Here is a 16,899-nt window from a genome sequence, read left to right on the forward strand (position 1 = left end):
TACGCTCCAAAATTTAAAATGATGATTAAAAAAACCAGAGCAGAAATTACCAAATGTATTTTACATAAAGTTGCTAATAAATTTAATAGCGGACAAAATGTTTTTTCTGAAGATTTAATTCGTTTCGATCAAGAAAGTTACGATTTAATGAAAGGATTTTTATTAAAACCTTTTGGTTCTTTAACCCAGAGTTACCGTTTTACAAAGCACGAAGATGTTCGTTTAAACGAATTAAATAAGTTTGCATCAGAAATTTTTAAAGAAGAAGAAAGTTTTGTAGAATACTCTAAAAGTATTGTAAATCATTTATTTGAACAATCTAATTCGGCACAAATAAAAACAGGAGATGTAATAGTTGTTTATATAGAAGGTATAGAATATAAAGATGTTTTAACAGAAGCAATTGGTATTTTTAAAATAGAAAATAAAGTAGATTTTTTTCAAACGTATTTAGATGATAACGAAAGTTTTGATGTTGTGGTTCAAAAAGGGATTTCTACAAAAAGACTAGACAAAGGTTGTTTAGTGTTAAATACTTCTGATGAAGAAGGAACCGTAGTTTTTTCTGTAGATAACAATAATTACGACGCACAATATTGGATTAAAAATTTCTTATCTGTAAAACTAGCAGATGATTATAATTCGCATACACATAATTATTTAGAAATGTGTAAAGAGTTTTCTGAAGAAGTAATTAAGCCAGAGTCAGGAATGCACGAACAAGGTAATTTTTTAGCAAATACGGTAGATTATTTTAAAGAAAACGAATCTGTAGATTATGCTACTTTTAAAGATGAGGTTTTTGGAGATGATAAGCATAAAGAACAATTTGATGAATATAAAAAACATTTCGAAAACTTAAACGATGTTTTAGTAAGAAATAATTTTGATGTTTCTGGTGTTGTTTTAAAGAAAGAAAAAAACAAGTTAAAAACAGAAATTAAGTTAGATACTAACATTAATATAAAATTAGATGTAGATGCTCCAGAAGCAGCATCAGAATATTTAGAAAGAGGTTATGACGAAGAAAAGAAAATGAAATATTACAAAGTATATTTTAATGAAGAAAAATAAACTTTTAAACATAAAAAATCCTGTTTTTGCAGGATTTTTTATGTTTAAATAAATGCTTCAACTTCAAACAATGTTTTAAAATGTTTTAGAATTTTGGTTTTTACTTCTTCTAAATCTACTTTTTGGTTCAATTCAGCTTCCATAGAAGTAACTGCTTTTCCTTTAATTCCACACGGAATAATATTATCAAAATAACCCAAATTTACATTTGCATTTAGTGCAAAACCGTGCATAGTTACCCAACGAGAAGATCGGATTCCCATAGCACAAATTTTACGGGCAAAAGGAGTGCCAACATCTAACCAAACACCTGTTTCTCCTTCGCTTCTTGTTGCTTTTATGCCGTATTCTGCAATCGTTAAAATAATTACTTCTTCTAAAAAGCGTAAATATTTATGAATATCTGTAAAAAAATTTTCTAAATCTAAAATAGGATATCCAACAATTTGTCCAGGTCCATGGTATGTAATATCTCCACCACGATTTATTTTATAAAAAGTAGCACCTTTTTCTGCAAGTTGCTTTTCATTTAATAATAAGTTACTTAAATCACCACTTTTACCTAAAGTATAAACATGCGGGTGTTCTACAAATAAAAAATGATTGTTAGTAGATTGCTGCAAATTGTTTCTTCTGTTACTAATTTTAACATCAACTATTTTTTGCAGTAAATCGGTTTGAAAATCCCAAGTTTCTTTATAGTCTTTATTTTCTAAATCTGAAAGGAGTATTTTTCTGTTCATAATATCAATTGCAAAGGTAAATAATTCGTTATATTTGATACTATATATTTATATTTTTAATATCTTATCATGAAAAATAAATTACCATTTATACTGTTAATAGCCATTCTATTTTTAAGTATTAATAGTCTAAGTTCTCAGCAAATATGGAATAAAGTAGATAAAATAAATTACCATCTTCAAAAGAAAGAAGTTTATCAAAAAAAGCATTTTCCATCCAAGTATGAGATTTTATCCTTAGATGTAAATAATTTTTCTAAGAATTTAAAAAGTAAGTCGGTAACTAAGAGTAACATTATAGAGTTGCCAAATTCAGACGGAACATTATCAAAATTTCAAATAAAAGAAACTTCAAATTTTGAGGCAGCTTTACAAGTTAAATATCCAGAAATTAAATCTTATTCTGCACAAGGTATAGATGATCCTACAGCTGTAGCAAAAATTAGTATAGGTACAGATGGTTTTCATGCGGTTGTTTTTTCAGGCAAGAAAGGTACATTATATATAGATCCGTATTCTAGAGATAACCAAGATTTGATAGTTTATCAAAAAAGTAGTTTAAGTAAGATAGATGAAGATTTTAAATGTGAGGTAGAAACTTCTGTACAAAGTGAATTTACAATTTCTGACTTTAATAATAATGCAGACGATGGAAAGTTAAGAACTTTTCGCTTAGCATTAGCTTGTACAGGTGAGTATGCAGATTTTCATTTAGGAGCAAGTCAACAAAATATTGATGATAATGCTTCGGAAGCTGTTAAAAAAGCAGCTGTTTTGTCGGCAATGAATACATCAATAACAAGAATTAATGGTGTTTTTGAAAGAGATTTAGCTGTAAAACTAGTAATTGTAGACGATAATGATAAAATTATTTTTTTAGATGCAGATTTAGATGGTATGTCAGATGCGGATCCAGATACTTTAATAGATCAAGTTCAATCAATTTGTGATGCTCAGATAGGGGATGAAAATTATGATATTGGCCATGTATTTAGTACTTCTGGAGGTCAGTTGTCTGGTTTAGCAGGTTTAGGTGTTGTTTGTGTAACTAGTCAAAAAGCTAGAGGAGTTACTGGTTTGGGTTCACCTGTTGGAGATCCGTATGATATTGATTTAGTAGCTCATGAATTAGGACATCAATTTGGAGCAACACATACACAAAATAATGATTGTAATAGAACAAGATCTACCGCGGTAGAACCTGGAAGTGGATCAACAATCATGGGATATGCAGGTATTTGTTCTCCAAATGTTGAAGAAGGAAACTTAGATGGAAATAGCGATGATTATTTTCATGCAGTAAGTATTGCTCAAATTTGGAGTATAATTCAATCTACAGGAACTTGTGCCGTTATAACAAATACTAATAATACAGCACCTGTAGCAAATGCTGGATTAGATTATAGTATACCAAAATCTACACCTTTTAAATTATCAGGTACGGCAACAGATGCAGACGGATTGTCTAGCTTAACTTATAATTGGGAGCAAATTGATAATGAAGTAGGGGAAATGCCACCTGTAAGTACAAACGACAGTGGGCCAATGTTTAGATCTTTGCCATCTAAAACATCTCCTGATAGATATATGCCAGATTTGGCAACTATTGTAGCAGGAAGCACATCAACTACTTGGGAGGTTTTACCGTCTGTAGAAAGAGATTTCAGTTTTTCTTTTTTAGTAAGAGATAATCATTCTGGTGGAGGAAGTACAGCAAGAGATGATATGAATGTTTCTGTGGTAGATGCAGTGCCTTTTACTGTTTCTACTCCAAATTCTGCTGTAACTTGGGATGTAGGTTCTACACAAACGATAAGTTGGGCTAAAGGAACTACAGATATTGCTCCGATAAATTGTGCTACAGTAAATATTAAACTATCTATAGATGGAGGGTTAACGTTTCCTATTACAATAAAATCAAATACACCAAACGATGGTACAGAAAATATTGTAATACCTAATAATGCAACTTCTTCTGCAAGAATATTGGTAGAGGCAGCAGATAATATTTTTTATAATGTAAATAGTACAAATTTTATAATTAATTCTACAGAACCAACTTTTGTAATGACTAATACAAGTGGCGCTCAAGTAATTTGTAACACAGGTAATGAAACAGCAAGTTATGTTTTGGGTTTAGATTTTATAAATGGTTTTTCAGAAAACGTAGCTTTAACGGCATCTGGATTGCCGTCTGGAGTTAATGCAACATTTAGCCCATCAATTATAAATTCAGACGGAAATGTTACGATGCAAATTACAGGTTTTAACACGGCAACACCTCAAATTTATACCATAAATGTTTTAGGGAGTGCTAATAGCTTAAATCAAAATATAGACGTAGAATTAAATCTTACAACCTCTAGTTTTAATGCTGTAAGCTTATCATCTCCAGAAGATAATTCTGTAGATATAAGCATAAATACAGATTTAAGTTGGGTAGAAGATTCTAATGTTTTGAGTTATGATGTTGAGGTTGCTACAGATAGTGGTTTTTCTTCTATAGTTTCTAGCGGAAATGTAACAACAAATACTTATTCTTTAACTAGTTTGTTAGGAGATACAATTTATTATTGGAGAGTAAAACCAAAAAATAACTGTGGAGAAGGTGATTTCTCTGAGGTATTTAGCTTTAATACAACAACTCCGTCTTATTGTTTATCAACCTTTACCGATGAGTTAAACGGGACAGAGCATATAACTAATGTAACTTTTAATACAATTAATAATGATTCTTTTAATGATACAGTTGATGGTTATGAAGATTTTACATCTATTAGCACAAATGTGATAAGAGGAGATTCTCATGAAATTAGTGTTACTTTTGATACTGGTGGATATCAAGATCAATGTTTTGTTTATATAGATTGGAATCAAGATTATATTTTTGATGTTGAAACAGAGAAGTATGATTTAGGGAGTCAGTTAGATAATGATAACAACCCTGATACAAGTAATGAGGGAACATCATCTTTTACGATTACAATTCCAAGTGATGCTCAATTTGGTGCTACAAGAATGAGAGTTTTTATAGAGTATTATAATAGTAGTTTTGTTCCTGGTGGAGGAGCTTGTGATGAAAATCATGTTTCAGAATGGGGGGAAACAGAAGATTATACTATTATTGTAGATAATACAGCTTCTGTTACAGCGATTGATTTTGATGGATTTAATCTTTATCCAAATCCAACAGAAGGAGAGTTTACATTAACTTTAAAAGTGATAAATACAGAAGAGGTTTCTGTACAATTATTTGATATTAGAGGTAGACTGATTGATGAGAAAAATTACTATAACACAGTAACTGATTTTTCAGAAAGAATATCTTTTGAAAAGGCCTCTGCGGGTTTATACCTGTTAAAAGTAATAAATGGAGGAAAACAAACTACTCAAAAACTTATTATTAGGTAGGAGAGTTTAATAATTAATTTAATAAAAAAGCCAAATCAATTTTTTGATTTGGCTTTTTTATTATTTAGTCGCTTTTTTACTCTAATTTAGATTTTAGACTTTTTTTAAATATAATTTTGTTAATTTTTTATAAAAAAAAGTTAAAAAAGGGTATGCGTGTTAATTTTTTTAACAAAAAAATAAGAATATTTAAAAAGGTGTTTTAAGAGTTTTAAAATGTTGAAAAATATTTAAAATATATTATTAATGTTAAAATAGTATTAATAATATATTTTATTTCAAAATAAGTATTAAAATAATAATTTAATTAATTGTCTTAAGTTTAATGTTTTTTCAAAAATCATTAGTAAAATTATTAATTTATGATAAAAAATTGTTTTATTAGTAGAAATTTAGCACATTTGGTGCGAATTAATTCAAATAATTAAGCAAATGAAAACAAAGTTTAAAGGATTTTTAACGCTTTTATTGGCGTTTGTTGTGCAAATAACCTTTGCACAAGAAAAAACTATTTCTGGTGTGGTCTCAGATGAATCTGGGGTGTTACCTGGTGTAAGTGTTCTCATAAAAGGAACGGTAAAAGGAGCCGAAACTGATTTTGATGGTAAATATTCAATAAAAGCTAAAGTAGGTGATGCTATCAGTTTTAGTTATATTGGTTATAAAACTATTGTAAAAAAAGTTGGGAGTTCTAATACTATTAATATTACTTTAGTGGAAGATGCTAATGTATTAGATGAAATAGTTTTAACAGGTGTTGCTGGTGCAACATCTAAAAAGAAGTTATCTGTAACTGTAGCTTCTGTATCTGCAGCTGATATTGAAAAAGTACCTGCAGGTTCTGCAGCAAGTGCTTTACAAGGTAAGGTGGCGGGTGTTACTGTAACAAACTTAGGTAGACCAGGTGCTGGAGCTACTATTTTATTGCGTGGTGGTGCTAATTTTTACGGATCACAATCGCCACTTGTAATTATGGATGGAATTTTTGTTGAAGGAGGATTAGGAGATATCAATGTTGATGATATTGCATCTTTTGAAATAGTAAAAGGAGCCTCTGCATCTTCTCTATATGGTTCTAGAGCAGGTAATGGTGTTATTGTTATTACAACAAAAAGAGGTAAATTAGGTAAAACTCAAGTTACACTTCGTTCAGAAGTTGGATTTTCTAAAATCACTAATTTTATTGAAACAAATCAATCTCACGCTTATGATTTAGCAGCTGATTGGGAAGATTACCAAGGTCTTTATACAAAATATGATGGGGTTGAGTATTCTAGTAATTACCAAGGTGTATATGCTGCTTCAGGAGATAATAGTCCTGCAGGTTCTCGTACTCCTTCTGCAGATGGATATTCAGATAATCCTTATGGGGTTTATAATGATTTTCAAGATTTATTCTTTAAAACAGGTGTAAATACTACGCAATATGCGGCAATTTCTAATGGTAATGATAAAGGTAGAATGTTCTTTTCTTCTGAATCATTTAGTTCTGATGGAGTATTAGCAGAAACTGAAGGTTATAATAGAAATACAATTAGACTTAATGCTGATTTTCAATATAATGATAAATTAAAATTTACAACTTCTAACTCTTTCATTAAAATAAATGACAATAGTCCAGGTGGGGGAAGTGATATTTACAGAATAGTATCAAGATTGGCGCCAGACTCTCAGGTTCTTGTCGATAATCCAGATGGGCAACCATATTACTTTAAACCAGATCCTTGGGAAAATGAAATAGACAATCCTTTATATGAATTATATGCAAGAGACGCAGCTTCTAAACAGGCAAGGTTTTTAGGGAGTTATAAATTAAATTACGAGTTAAATGATTATTTAAATGTAGATTTAGAGTATTCTTTTGAAAGTAATAACTACAGATATACAGCTAATGCTAAATATGATACTTACACAACAAGTGGAGATGATTTAGGGTTCGGTTATAGTAAAGGTAGTTTATCAAAAACTAGTTATTATGAGCTTTCTCAGAAAATGCAAGCTACATTAAATTTCTCTAAAACATTTGGAGAATTAGATGTAAATGCTAAGTTAAGTTACTTAGGAGAAGATAGGGATTATGAAACGTTTACTACGGGTGCAAGTGACTATTTATATCAAGATTTACCAACTTTAGATAACTTTGTAACTGCAAGTGTTTATGCAAATTCTAATAGTGAGTATGTAACTGCTCAAAATTATTTTGCAATTGCAGGGTTTGTTTATAAAGACAGGTATATTTTTGACGGATTGTATAGAAGAGATGGTTCTTCTCTTTTTGGAGCCAATAGTAGATGGAATGATTATTATAGAGCTTCCGCTGCATATAGAATTTCACAAGATATAGAAATCCCTGGAGTTCAAGAATTAAAAATAAATATTGCTAGAGGTACTTCAGGACAAAGACCAGGTTTTGATTGGCAATATGAAAAAACGAACATTTCTCAAGGTTCATTATCTACAAACAGGATAAAAGGAAATCCAGATTTAAAACCATCATTAACTACAGAAAATGAAATAGGATTGAATGCGTCATTCTTAGATATGTTTAATTTACAAGCTGTTTTTTCTAACCAAATAGCATCAGATCAATTTATGCTAGTTAATCTTTTTTCACCAGCAAATGCAGGTAAAAACCAACAATGGCAAAATGTTGGGGATTTAGAATCTAATACTTTTGAGTTTACATTAAATTCTAAAATCATTAATAAAGATGATTTAACTTTAAATATAGGAGTTAATTTTACTAAAACAGCTTCTGATATTACAAAACTAAATGCTCCAGAACAAAAAGTTGGTTATGATGGCTTGTTTCTATTAAGAGAAGGTATAGAATATGGGTCTATGTATGGGCGTAGGTTTGTTACAGACTTATCTACTATGGAAAATCAGTTATCTGATGGTCAGTCAATTTCTGATTATAGTGTTAATTCAGATGGTGTAGTTGTAGAAACTTCAACAATCGGTACTACTAATGAAAGTGCTATTGTAGAGGTTGGAGAAGATGGAGTAGCTGTGTTTGAAAAAATAGGAAATCAAAACGCAGACTTTAGAATTGGTTTGACATCTAATTTAAGCTATAAAAACTTTGATTTTTATTTACTTTGGGATTGGAAAAAAGGAGGAGATGTTTATAACAAAAACGGACAATGGACAACAATTAGTGAAAGAAATGTTATAGTTGATCAAGCTGGGAAAGCAGATTCTGAAAAGAAAACAACAAATTACTATGCTAGTTTATATGATATCAATAATAGCAATGGTTTTTGGGTAGAAGATGGAAGTTTTGTAAAGTTAAGAGAAGCGTCAATAACTTATAATTTACCAACAGATAAAGCATTATCATTTTTAGATGAATTAAAAATTAGTGCCATTGGAAGAAACTTACTTACTTTTACTAAATATCAAGGTTGGGATCCAGAAGTAGCAAATTATGATAGTGCTACTCAGCAATATTACAGTGTAGATTATGGTGTATACCCTACACAAACGTCATATTCATTGTCTTTACAAATTAAATTTTAACATATAAAATATTAATGATGAAAAAAATTAAATTAATAATACCTATTCTAACATTCTTGGCAATATTTATGTCATGTGAGGATTTTAGTACTGATTTGGAGGTATTAAATACAGAGAACCCAGATGATAATATATTAACATCAGACCCTGTAGCGTTGGTTGCAACAGGTGAAGGTATTTTACAAAATTGGTATTTAACAGTTCATAGTACAAATGCTCCTGGTGCAGCAATGGCAACCATGGCGGATGTGTCTTCATGTTCTTGGGGAAATTTTGGAATGAGAGATGCATCTAGTGAGCCTAGAGTTGCATTCAATAATAATAGTTCTTATAGTTATAATGTTTCTAGGTCTTACTTTAATTCTTTATATGCTGTTTTGACAGATTCAAACACTTTAGCCTTAGCTATAGCAAATGGAACAGAATTTGACGATCCTGCATCAGTTGAAATGATTGCAAAATTAGGGCAAGCATTATCTATTGGTTATTTAGCGTTGGTTTTTGATACAGTATGGGTGTTTGATGAGACTGGTACTATTGCTGGTACTGGAAGGTTTGAGAGCTCTTCTACTTATTCAGAAGCAATGACATTTGCTTTAGCTAAATTAGATGAAGCTATTACTTTAGCAGAAGAAAATAATCTTTCTTTATCAGAAGTAGCTTTGCCTGGTGGTGGTGGTGCTAATGCAACTTTAATTCAGTTTATGAATAGTATGGGGGCAAGAATGTTAGTTGGTAATTTAAGAAATAGTGAAGAAAAAGCTGCAGCTGACTGGGATAGAGTTTTAGAATATGCCAACTCTGGTATGACAGCAGATTTTGAAATATACATGGATGATAGTAGTTGGTATGATTTAATACCTAAAACATATTTAGTTTATCCTGGTTGGGGTAGAACAGATATGAGGGTTGTTAATAAAATGGATCCTACTCAACCAGATTACTGGGAAGATGGGGTAACTTTAATTGAGGAGTCAACAGATCCTATTGATGATCGATTAAATACAGATTACGAATATTTAAGTTCTAATAGTTTTGCTGCTGCAAGAGGTTATTATCATTATAGTAATTATAGATACAGTGCTTTAGATGATTATATTTCTATCTGGACAATTAATGTAGTTGAAATATCTAAATCTGAAAATGATATGTACATTGCAGAGGCTTTAGCTAACAAATCTGCGCCTGATTTAGCTGCTGCTGCAGCAGTAATAAATGCAGGAACACGAGTAGTAAGAGGTAAATTACCTGAGGTAGCTGCAGATGCAGATGCAATTGCAGAGGCTATTCATCATGAAAGAATAGTTGAGTTTGCATATACAGGTACTGGTTTAACATTTTTTGAAATGAGAAAAGAAAATCTACTACAGTCTGGTACATTATTGCATTTCCCTGTTCCAGGAACAGCATTAGAATCTATACCTGCTGAGTATTATACTTTTGGAGGAACTGAAGGTGTTGCTGGTACAGATTACTCTACAGGAGGTTGGAGATAGTTTGAAAAAATATTTTAAAATATACAAAGGTGGTAATTGAAAAATTACCACCTTTTATTTTGTGTTATATGAAATTGGAAAAAACAGTTGACTATTTTGGTGTTTAAAGAAAATAAGATGTTTTATTGTGTTGTTTGGAAGGTTATGTCTATAAACAACATATACTTAATAGCTTTACTATTGATGTGTTTTTCAGTTTTTTAAAATAAATACTAAAAGATATAGAAAGGTTCTTGAGGGGTTATAATAAAAAAATGTTTTAAGTAAACATTTCTATGTTATTAGATTCTCTGTTCTAGTATTATAAATGTTTTTTAGAGTTTGAGCTAATGATTTTAGTAGGGTTTTAAAGCCTATATTTTATAAGGGTGACTGAATTTTAAATATTAGAATCTTTTTAGGTGCTAAAAAATTATTGAAAATCATAAGTTTGATGATACATTTGATCTATTATTGTAAGAAACCGGTCTTTATTGTTGTTAGAAATATTAATAAGTACTGTGTCTGCCTTTTTAAATAAATTATTAATGCTATCAATATCTCTAGTTACCTTTTTAACCTTTATATTATAATCTTCTCTATTAAGTTTTATAAAGTCTTGAGGGCTACCTACGTTTTTAGAGTAATTATGCTGAGAAATTAATAAATTATTAGAGTCAGCACCTTCTCCAAGATATTTAAAACCATAAAAAAAGTTGTTTGCGTCTCCGTCCAGTTTTAAATTATAACCATTATTTAGGAAGACAAAACCTTTTTGAGAGTTGTTTAGGTGCATTCTATAAATTTTAGCTTTCTCTACATACAACGTGTCACTAAACTTTCCTTCTGGACTAACTTTAATTTTTTTATTAACCTTACCGCTAACAATAGTTAAAACAGAATCTTTAGAGTTTTTGATAACTCCAGAAATAGTGACAAATGGTTTGGAATTGTCATTGTTACAGCTAAAACTTAAAAATAAAATAATGAATGCTAGAATAGAAAAAAAGTTTCTCATTTTGTTTATAATTGATTAAAACAAATATATATTAATTATTAGCAAAGACAATAAAAAATAATATTTTACAATTATAATTAGAGAGGTTACAATTATATTTTGATAAGGGATTTGTAAAAAACAATAAAGGCAATAAATAAAAATTATTGCCTTTATCTATTTTGATGTAAAAGTATTTTACCCTAAGAAAGGATATTTGTAGTCTGTAGGTGTTACAAATGTTTCTTTTATTAATCTAACAGAAGTCCAACGTAATAAGTTTTGAGCAGAACCAGCTTTATCATTTGTTCCAGAAGCTCTTGCTCCTCCAAAAGGTTGCTGACCAACAACAGCACCTGTTGGTTTATCATTAATATAAAAATTACCAGCAGCATTTTCTAAAGCTTTAGAAGCCTTTTCTACAACATATCTATCTGTAGATAAAACAGCACCTGTTAAAGCATATTCTGTAGATTCATCAACTAACTTTAAAGAAGCTTCCCATTCTGCATCCTCATAAAGATAAATAGTCATAACTGGTCCAAATAACTCAGTGGTCATGGTTGCAAAAGTTGGCGATTTTGCTAAAATAACAGTTGGTTGAATAAAGTATCCAACAGATTTATCATAATTACCACCAATAATTACCTCTGCATTTTCATCAGCTTTAGCTAAGTCTATATGTTTTGCAATTTTATCAAAAGAACCTTCGTGTATAACTGCGTTTATAAAGTTTGATGGATCTTCTGGAGAACCCATTTTTAATTCAGATGTTTGAGCGATTAGGTGTTCTTTAACTTCGCTCCAAATAGAAGTAGGAATGTAAGCGCGTGAAGCTGCAGAACATTTTTGACCTTGATACTCAAAAGCACCTCTTGTAATTGCAGTTGCAACTTGTAAAGGATTTGCAGAGTTGTGTGCCCAGATAAAATCTTTTCCACCAGTTTCTCCAACAATTCTTGGGTATGTTTTATATGTGTGGATATTTGTACCAATTTGTTTCCATAGTTCTTTAAAGACAAACGTAGAACCTGTAAAGTGTAATCCAGAAAAATCTGGAGATGATAAACAAGCGTCAGAAATCATAACAGGATCTCCGTAAACAACATTAATTACACCATCAGGTAAACCAGCTTCTTTAAATAAATCTACAATTACTTGTGCGGAATATGCTTGATGATCAGAAGGTTTCCAAACTACAACATTACCCATTAAAGCTGCTGCTGCAGGTAGGTTTGCGGCAATAGAAGTAAAGTTAAAAGGTGAAATAGCATAGACAAATCCCTCTAGAGGTCTGTACTCAACTCTATTCCAAATTCCAGGAGCCGATGCTGGCTGATCTTTAAAAATATCAGTCATATATTGTACATTAAATCTAAAGAAGTCAATCATTTCACAAGCAGCGTCAATTTCTGCTTGGTGTACGTTTTTAGATTGTGCAATCATTGTTGCAGCATTCATTTTTGCTCTGTAAGGACCTGCTAATAATTCTGCAGCCTTTAAGAAAATAGAAGCTCTTTCCATCCAAGAAATAGAAGACCAAGCTTCTCTTGCTGCTAAAGCTGTAGAAATTGCTGTGTCTACATGTGTTTTATCTGCTGTGTGATATTGACCAACAATATGTTGATGATCATGAGGAGGTGTAATGTTTTTTGTGTTTCCTGTTCTTACTTCTTCACCATTAATGTGCATTGGTACATCAACATTGTTATTAAACATTGCTTTGTAAGTTGCTAATAATTCTTCTCTTTCTGGAGAACCAGGAGCATATCCTTTAACAGGTTCATTTACTGCTTTAGGAACATTAAAAAATCCTCTTGTCATTTTGTATGTTTTTAAAATTTAATCGACTAATTTTGAGATTCAAAGTTACAATTTTTGTTTCAATAAATTTAGTCTGTTTTTAATGTCTTCTGTTAAAGGAAGTTTAAAGATTATATCTAAATTTAAAGTTTATCATAATATAATTAAAAGAAATATGTGCACCGTTACTTATCTTCCTTTAGGAAATAATAATTTTATTTTAACTTCTAATAGAGATGAAGCTCCGTTAAGAAAAACAATCCCGCCAACAGAGTATTTAGAAGATGGAGTTGAGTTAACGTATCCAAAAGATGAGTTGGCTGGTGGGACTTGGATTGGCTTAAGTGATAAAAAAAGATTAGTTTGTTTATTAAATGGAGGTTTTAGAATTCATACAAGACAGAGTTCTTATAAAATGAGTAGGGGAGTTATTGTAAAAAAGATTTTATCTTCTGATGATGGAGTTGATTTTATTAATAATTTTGATTTTTATAACATTGAACCTTTTACTTTAATTTTGGTTGATTGGAGTAATCAATTAAAAACTTATGAGTTGGTTTGGGATGGAAAAATAAAACATTTTAATAAGTTAGCGCAAGAATCTGCTATTTGGTCTTCATCAACTTTATACACAGAAGAAATGAAAGCTTTAAGGAAAAATTGGTTTGCTGATTGGGTGTTAGAAAATGATGAGTTTAAGCAAGAGGAAATATTAGAATTTCATCAACAAGAAAATTTAGGGAACAGAGAGGTTTCTATAAAGATGAAACGTGATACTGTAGAAACCGTAAGTATTACTTCTGTAAAGAAAGTTGAGTCAGAAATTAAAATGAGATATTTAGATTTTGTAAACAGTTCTAAAACAATACAAAAGAAATTAATGCTACAATAGTAATTCCAAAGCAAGAAATAATCATGTAGTTTAAATTTAAGAACAAGAATTTAATAAAGGTTTTAAAAAAGCCTTGTCTGTAAAAATTTTTCATAGCTATAAAAAGGTAGATTAAAAACAAAATTGTAAAAAGCCAAGATTTTGGATTTAAGCCGAAAATATCTAATAAAAAGTAAATAGAAATTAACATAAAAAATACGGTTTGTGTGTGGAAAACAAAAATTAAATGATCTACATACGTGTATTTTTTTCTGATATAAAAAAGTTTTAAGAATAAAGTAAAAAAAGGTAGAAATATAAAAAGTGCTATTGAACCGTAAGAAAGCATTTGATTTAAAAATTGTTCTTGGCTATCTTGTTGATCTATAAAAGAGTTTACAACTTTTGCTCTGCTGTACAAAAAACGATTAATAAACGTTTTTTCTAAGCTTAAACTATCTAAAGCACTGTCTATTTCTAAAGTAGGGTGTTTTTTTTGAAAACGAATATAGTCGTCTATTTTTAAGCCGCTAAAACCAATACTATTTTTGCTGACAGTTTTGGTACTGTCTTTTGCGTCTTCTACAGCAGCATCTGCAATTTGTTTTCTTTTAATTGAGTCTATAGGAATCCAAGCATTTTTTAAATCGTTGTTAATGGCTGTTCTTAGAGAGTCTAAATCAATACTTTCTGTTTTTTCATTACCATCAAAAGTTACTAAGTTTTTTGTGCTTGTCTTTAAGTTACCGTTTTTTAATTCGTTAAACTTGTCTAAATTTTTAGATAACCCAATTATTAGAAAGAATATAATTGAAGCCATTAGGTAAAACCGAAATGGGTTTGTGTAACGTTGTCTTTTACCATCAATATAATCTCTAGAAACTTTACCAGGTTTTATTAAAAGAGGAATTATGGTTTTCCAAAATTTAGCATCAAAACTAAATAAACCGCTAAATAATTCTTGAACAAAATTTGCAAAAGGAATTCTATTACCTTTATTTTCTTGCCCGCAATCTGGACAAAATTTTTCATGACCACTAAAAGGATGACCACAGTTTAAACATTCTGGGTCTTTAATAATCAGTTTTTTATTTTTTGCTTTTCTTAGTTTAATAATGCTAGGGTTGTTAGTTGAAAAGTTGGTATTATTACTTTAAATTGTTGATATGTATCTGTATTAATCATGGTATAAAAACCTTTCATTGCTCCCACATTAGATTCTAAAAAGCAACCAGAACTATAAACATAAGTGTCATTTGGTTTTAAAACAGGTGTTTGGCCAACTACACCTTCTCCACTTACAATTTCTGTACTATTTAAGGAATCATAAATTTTCCAGAATCTATCTGTTAGTTTTACTGTATCAGAAGATTTATTTTCAATAGATATTACATAAGAAAAGGTATGGTACAACCTATTATTTCTATAGTCTGCACCGTTGTAATTTGTTTTGACAGAAATTTTTATTCCTTTTGTTATTTTGTATACCATTATGAGTAAAAGTAGTTTTTTTGTTTAAATGTTACAAGTGATTTTTTTCTATTTATTTTAAATAAAATACTACTCCATAAATGGTAATTTCTTGCTTTTGAGAGTTGTAAAAACTATTTGTGTTTTTAAATTGGGTAAAGTTTACTCAGTTTTAATCAAAATTACCCGGTTTTTACACAAAATATATATAGTTAAATAATCGTGTTTTTTATTTAAAATATTGACTTATAGTGTTTTACGTGTTTTTGTGTGTGAGTATGTTTCTGTGGCATGTTTATTTCTTTATACCTAATCGTAAAACAATAACTATAAATTTAAAAAACACAAATCATGAAAAAATTAGTTTTAACTGTAGCAGTAGTATTACTAACAAGTGGAGTTTCAACATTTGCTTTATCAAACAATAGTAACAATAATTCTAACCAAGTTGTTACAGTAGTCGTAAATGATGAATTTAAAGAAATTACTATAAAAGAATTACCAGAATCAGTTACTGAAGCAATATTGAAAGACTTTAAAACAGGTGCTATATCTAAAGTGTATGTAAATGAAAGCGAGCAGTATAAAATTGAAATTACTGTTGATGAAACAGAAAAAGTTCTTTATGCTGATAAGGAAGGTAATTGGTTAAAAAAAGAGGATATAATTACAGTCAGTGAGTAAATTAGAGATTAAAATGATCTTTAAACTCATTTTTAATACAAACTAATATAAATCAAGAATCATGAAAAAATTAATCTTAACAATCACAGTAGCAGTTTTAACCAGTGGAGTTTCAACATTTGCATTAGAGAATAATTATAACAAGAATTTAAATCAAATTGTTGTTGTAGTTAATAGTGATGAATTTAAAGAAATTACTTTAAAAGAATTGCCAGGTGCGGTTGTAGATTCAATTTTAGAAGATTTTTCCGCCGCAATTGTTACCAAAGCTTATGTAAACGAAAAAAGTCAATATAAAATAAAATTTATGATTGATGACGAAACTAAAAGTTTTGTTTATGCAGACAAAGAAGGTAATTGGTTGGATAAAGAAGATGTAAAGAAAGAAAATGAGTCTGATTATATATTATAGAATCATCAATACCAATTTTTAATAATAACTAAAAAAAATAAATTATGAAAAAATTAATTTTAACAGTAACGGTAATAATTTTAACAAGTAGTGTTTCAATTTTTGCTTTAGAGGACAATAATAATAAGGTAATAAATGAAATTGCAGTTGTATCAGTAGATGACGATTTTAAAGAAATTACTATTAAAGAATTGCCTGCTAAAGTTGTAGATGCAATTTTAAAAGATTTTTCAGAAGCAACAGTTACTAAAGTTTATGTAAATACAAATGATCAATATAAAATAGCACTTACTGTTGATGAAACAGAAAGAGTTGTTTATGCAGATAAAAAGGGGGAGTGGCTTAAAAAAGATGAAGTGATTAAAGAAAAAGTAGTTAGTAAAGTAAAGATGTAAAAATCTTAAACTCAATTTTTCAAATTTTCAAAAAGAGGAGAA

13 protein-coding genes are annotated in these 16,899 nt (G+C 29.7%); 8 read left to right on the forward strand and 5 right to left on the reverse strand.

The window, feature by feature from the left end:
- Positions 1-21: 21 nt before the first annotated feature.
- Complete coding sequence (locus ACJJVY_RS12310; RefSeq protein WP_405611659.1) at positions 22-1,074, forward strand: nucleoid-associated protein; 1,053 nt, start codon at positions 22-24, stop codon at positions 1,072-1,074.
- 44 nt (positions 1,075-1,118) lie between these two features.
- On the opposite strand, the gene lipB is transcribed toward ACJJVY_RS12310, so the two are convergent.
- The gene (gene lipB, locus ACJJVY_RS12315; RefSeq protein ID WP_405609023.1) at positions 1,119-1,817 is read right to left on the reverse strand and encodes a lipoyl(octanoyl) transferase LipB; all 699 of its coding nucleotides are present in this window, start codon (positions 1,815-1,817) and stop codon (positions 1,119-1,121) included.
- Positions 1,818-1,886: 69 nt separating this feature from the next.
- On the opposite strand from lipB, the gene ACJJVY_RS12320 reads away from it, so the two are divergent.
- The 3 genes from ACJJVY_RS12320 (at position 1,887) to ACJJVY_RS12330 (ending at position 10,246) form a co-directional block, all read left to right on the forward strand.
- On the forward strand, positions 1,887-5,228 hold the full coding sequence (locus ACJJVY_RS12320) for a reprolysin-like metallopeptidase (protein ID WP_405609026.1): 3,342 nt from the start codon (positions 1,887-1,889) through the stop codon (positions 5,226-5,228).
- 432 nt (positions 5,229-5,660) lie between these two features.
- Positions 5,661-8,750 carry a SusC/RagA family TonB-linked outer membrane protein gene (locus ACJJVY_RS12325; protein ID WP_405609029.1) on the forward strand — a complete coding sequence of 1,030 codons (3,090 nt, stop codon included), beginning with the start codon at positions 5,661-5,663 and terminating at the stop codon, positions 8,748-8,750.
- Positions 8,751-8,767: 17 nt separating this feature from the next.
- Positions 8,768-10,246: a hypothetical protein gene (locus ACJJVY_RS12330; protein ID WP_405609032.1), complete on the forward strand. Its 1,479-nt coding sequence runs from the start codon at positions 8,768-8,770 to the stop codon at positions 10,244-10,246.
- 412 nt (positions 10,247-10,658) lie between these two features.
- On the opposite strand, the gene ACJJVY_RS12335 is transcribed toward ACJJVY_RS12330, so the two are convergent.
- Entirely contained in the window at positions 10,659-11,243 is a 585-nt protein-coding gene (locus tag ACJJVY_RS12335) for a hypothetical protein (protein ID WP_405609035.1), read from the reverse strand.
- Positions 11,244-11,420: 177 nt separating this feature from the next.
- Positions 11,421-13,046: an L-glutamate gamma-semialdehyde dehydrogenase gene (pruA, locus tag ACJJVY_RS12340; protein ID WP_405609038.1), complete on the reverse strand. Its 1,626-nt coding sequence runs from the start codon at positions 13,044-13,046 to the stop codon at positions 11,421-11,423.
- An 82-nt stretch (positions 13,047-13,128) separates the two neighbouring features.
- On the opposite strand from pruA, the gene ACJJVY_RS12345 reads away from it, so the two are divergent.
- Positions 13,129-13,917 carry an NRDE family protein gene (locus ACJJVY_RS12345; RefSeq protein ID WP_405609041.1) on the forward strand — a complete coding sequence of 263 codons (789 nt, stop codon included), beginning with the start codon at positions 13,129-13,131 and terminating at the stop codon, positions 13,915-13,917.
- Here the strand turns inward: ACJJVY_RS12345 and ACJJVY_RS12350 are convergent.
- Together ACJJVY_RS12350 and apaG are read right to left on the reverse strand one after the other, a co-directional pair.
- A complete protein-coding gene (locus ACJJVY_RS12350) occupies positions 13,883-15,013 on the reverse strand; it encodes a DUF3667 domain-containing protein (protein WP_405611662.1) in 1,131 nt (376 codons plus the stop codon). The two genes, ACJJVY_RS12345 and ACJJVY_RS12350, sit on opposite strands and share 35 nt — an antisense overlap.
- Positions 15,001-15,387, reverse strand: coding sequence for a Co2+/Mg2+ efflux protein ApaG (apaG, locus tag ACJJVY_RS12355; protein WP_405609045.1), 387 nt, complete (start codon positions 15,385-15,387; stop codon positions 15,001-15,003). Before apaG ends, ACJJVY_RS12350 begins: the two co-directional genes overlap by 13 nt.
- Before the next feature lie 330 nt (positions 15,388-15,717).
- On the opposite strand from apaG, the gene ACJJVY_RS12360 reads away from it, so the two are divergent.
- From ACJJVY_RS12360 to ACJJVY_RS12370, 3 genes are all read left to right on the forward strand, one after another.
- Complete coding sequence (locus tag ACJJVY_RS12360) at positions 15,718-16,050, forward strand: hypothetical protein (RefSeq protein WP_405609048.1); 333 nt, start codon at positions 15,718-15,720, stop codon at positions 16,048-16,050.
- Positions 16,051-16,111: 61 nt separating this feature from the next.
- Positions 16,112-16,462, forward strand: coding sequence for a hypothetical protein (locus ACJJVY_RS12365; protein ID WP_405609051.1), 351 nt, complete (start codon positions 16,112-16,114; stop codon positions 16,460-16,462).
- A 44-nt stretch (positions 16,463-16,506) separates the two neighbouring features.
- The gene (locus ACJJVY_RS12370) at positions 16,507-16,857 is read left to right on the forward strand and encodes a hypothetical protein (protein ID WP_405609054.1); all 351 of its coding nucleotides are present in this window, start codon (positions 16,507-16,509) and stop codon (positions 16,855-16,857) included.
- Positions 16,858-16,899: the final 42 nt, after the last annotated feature.

Origin of the sequence: Polaribacter sp. Asnod1-A03 (assembly GCF_045063585.1) — a bacterium.
GTDB lineage: Bacteria > Bacteroidota > Bacteroidia > Flavobacteriales > Flavobacteriaceae > Polaribacter.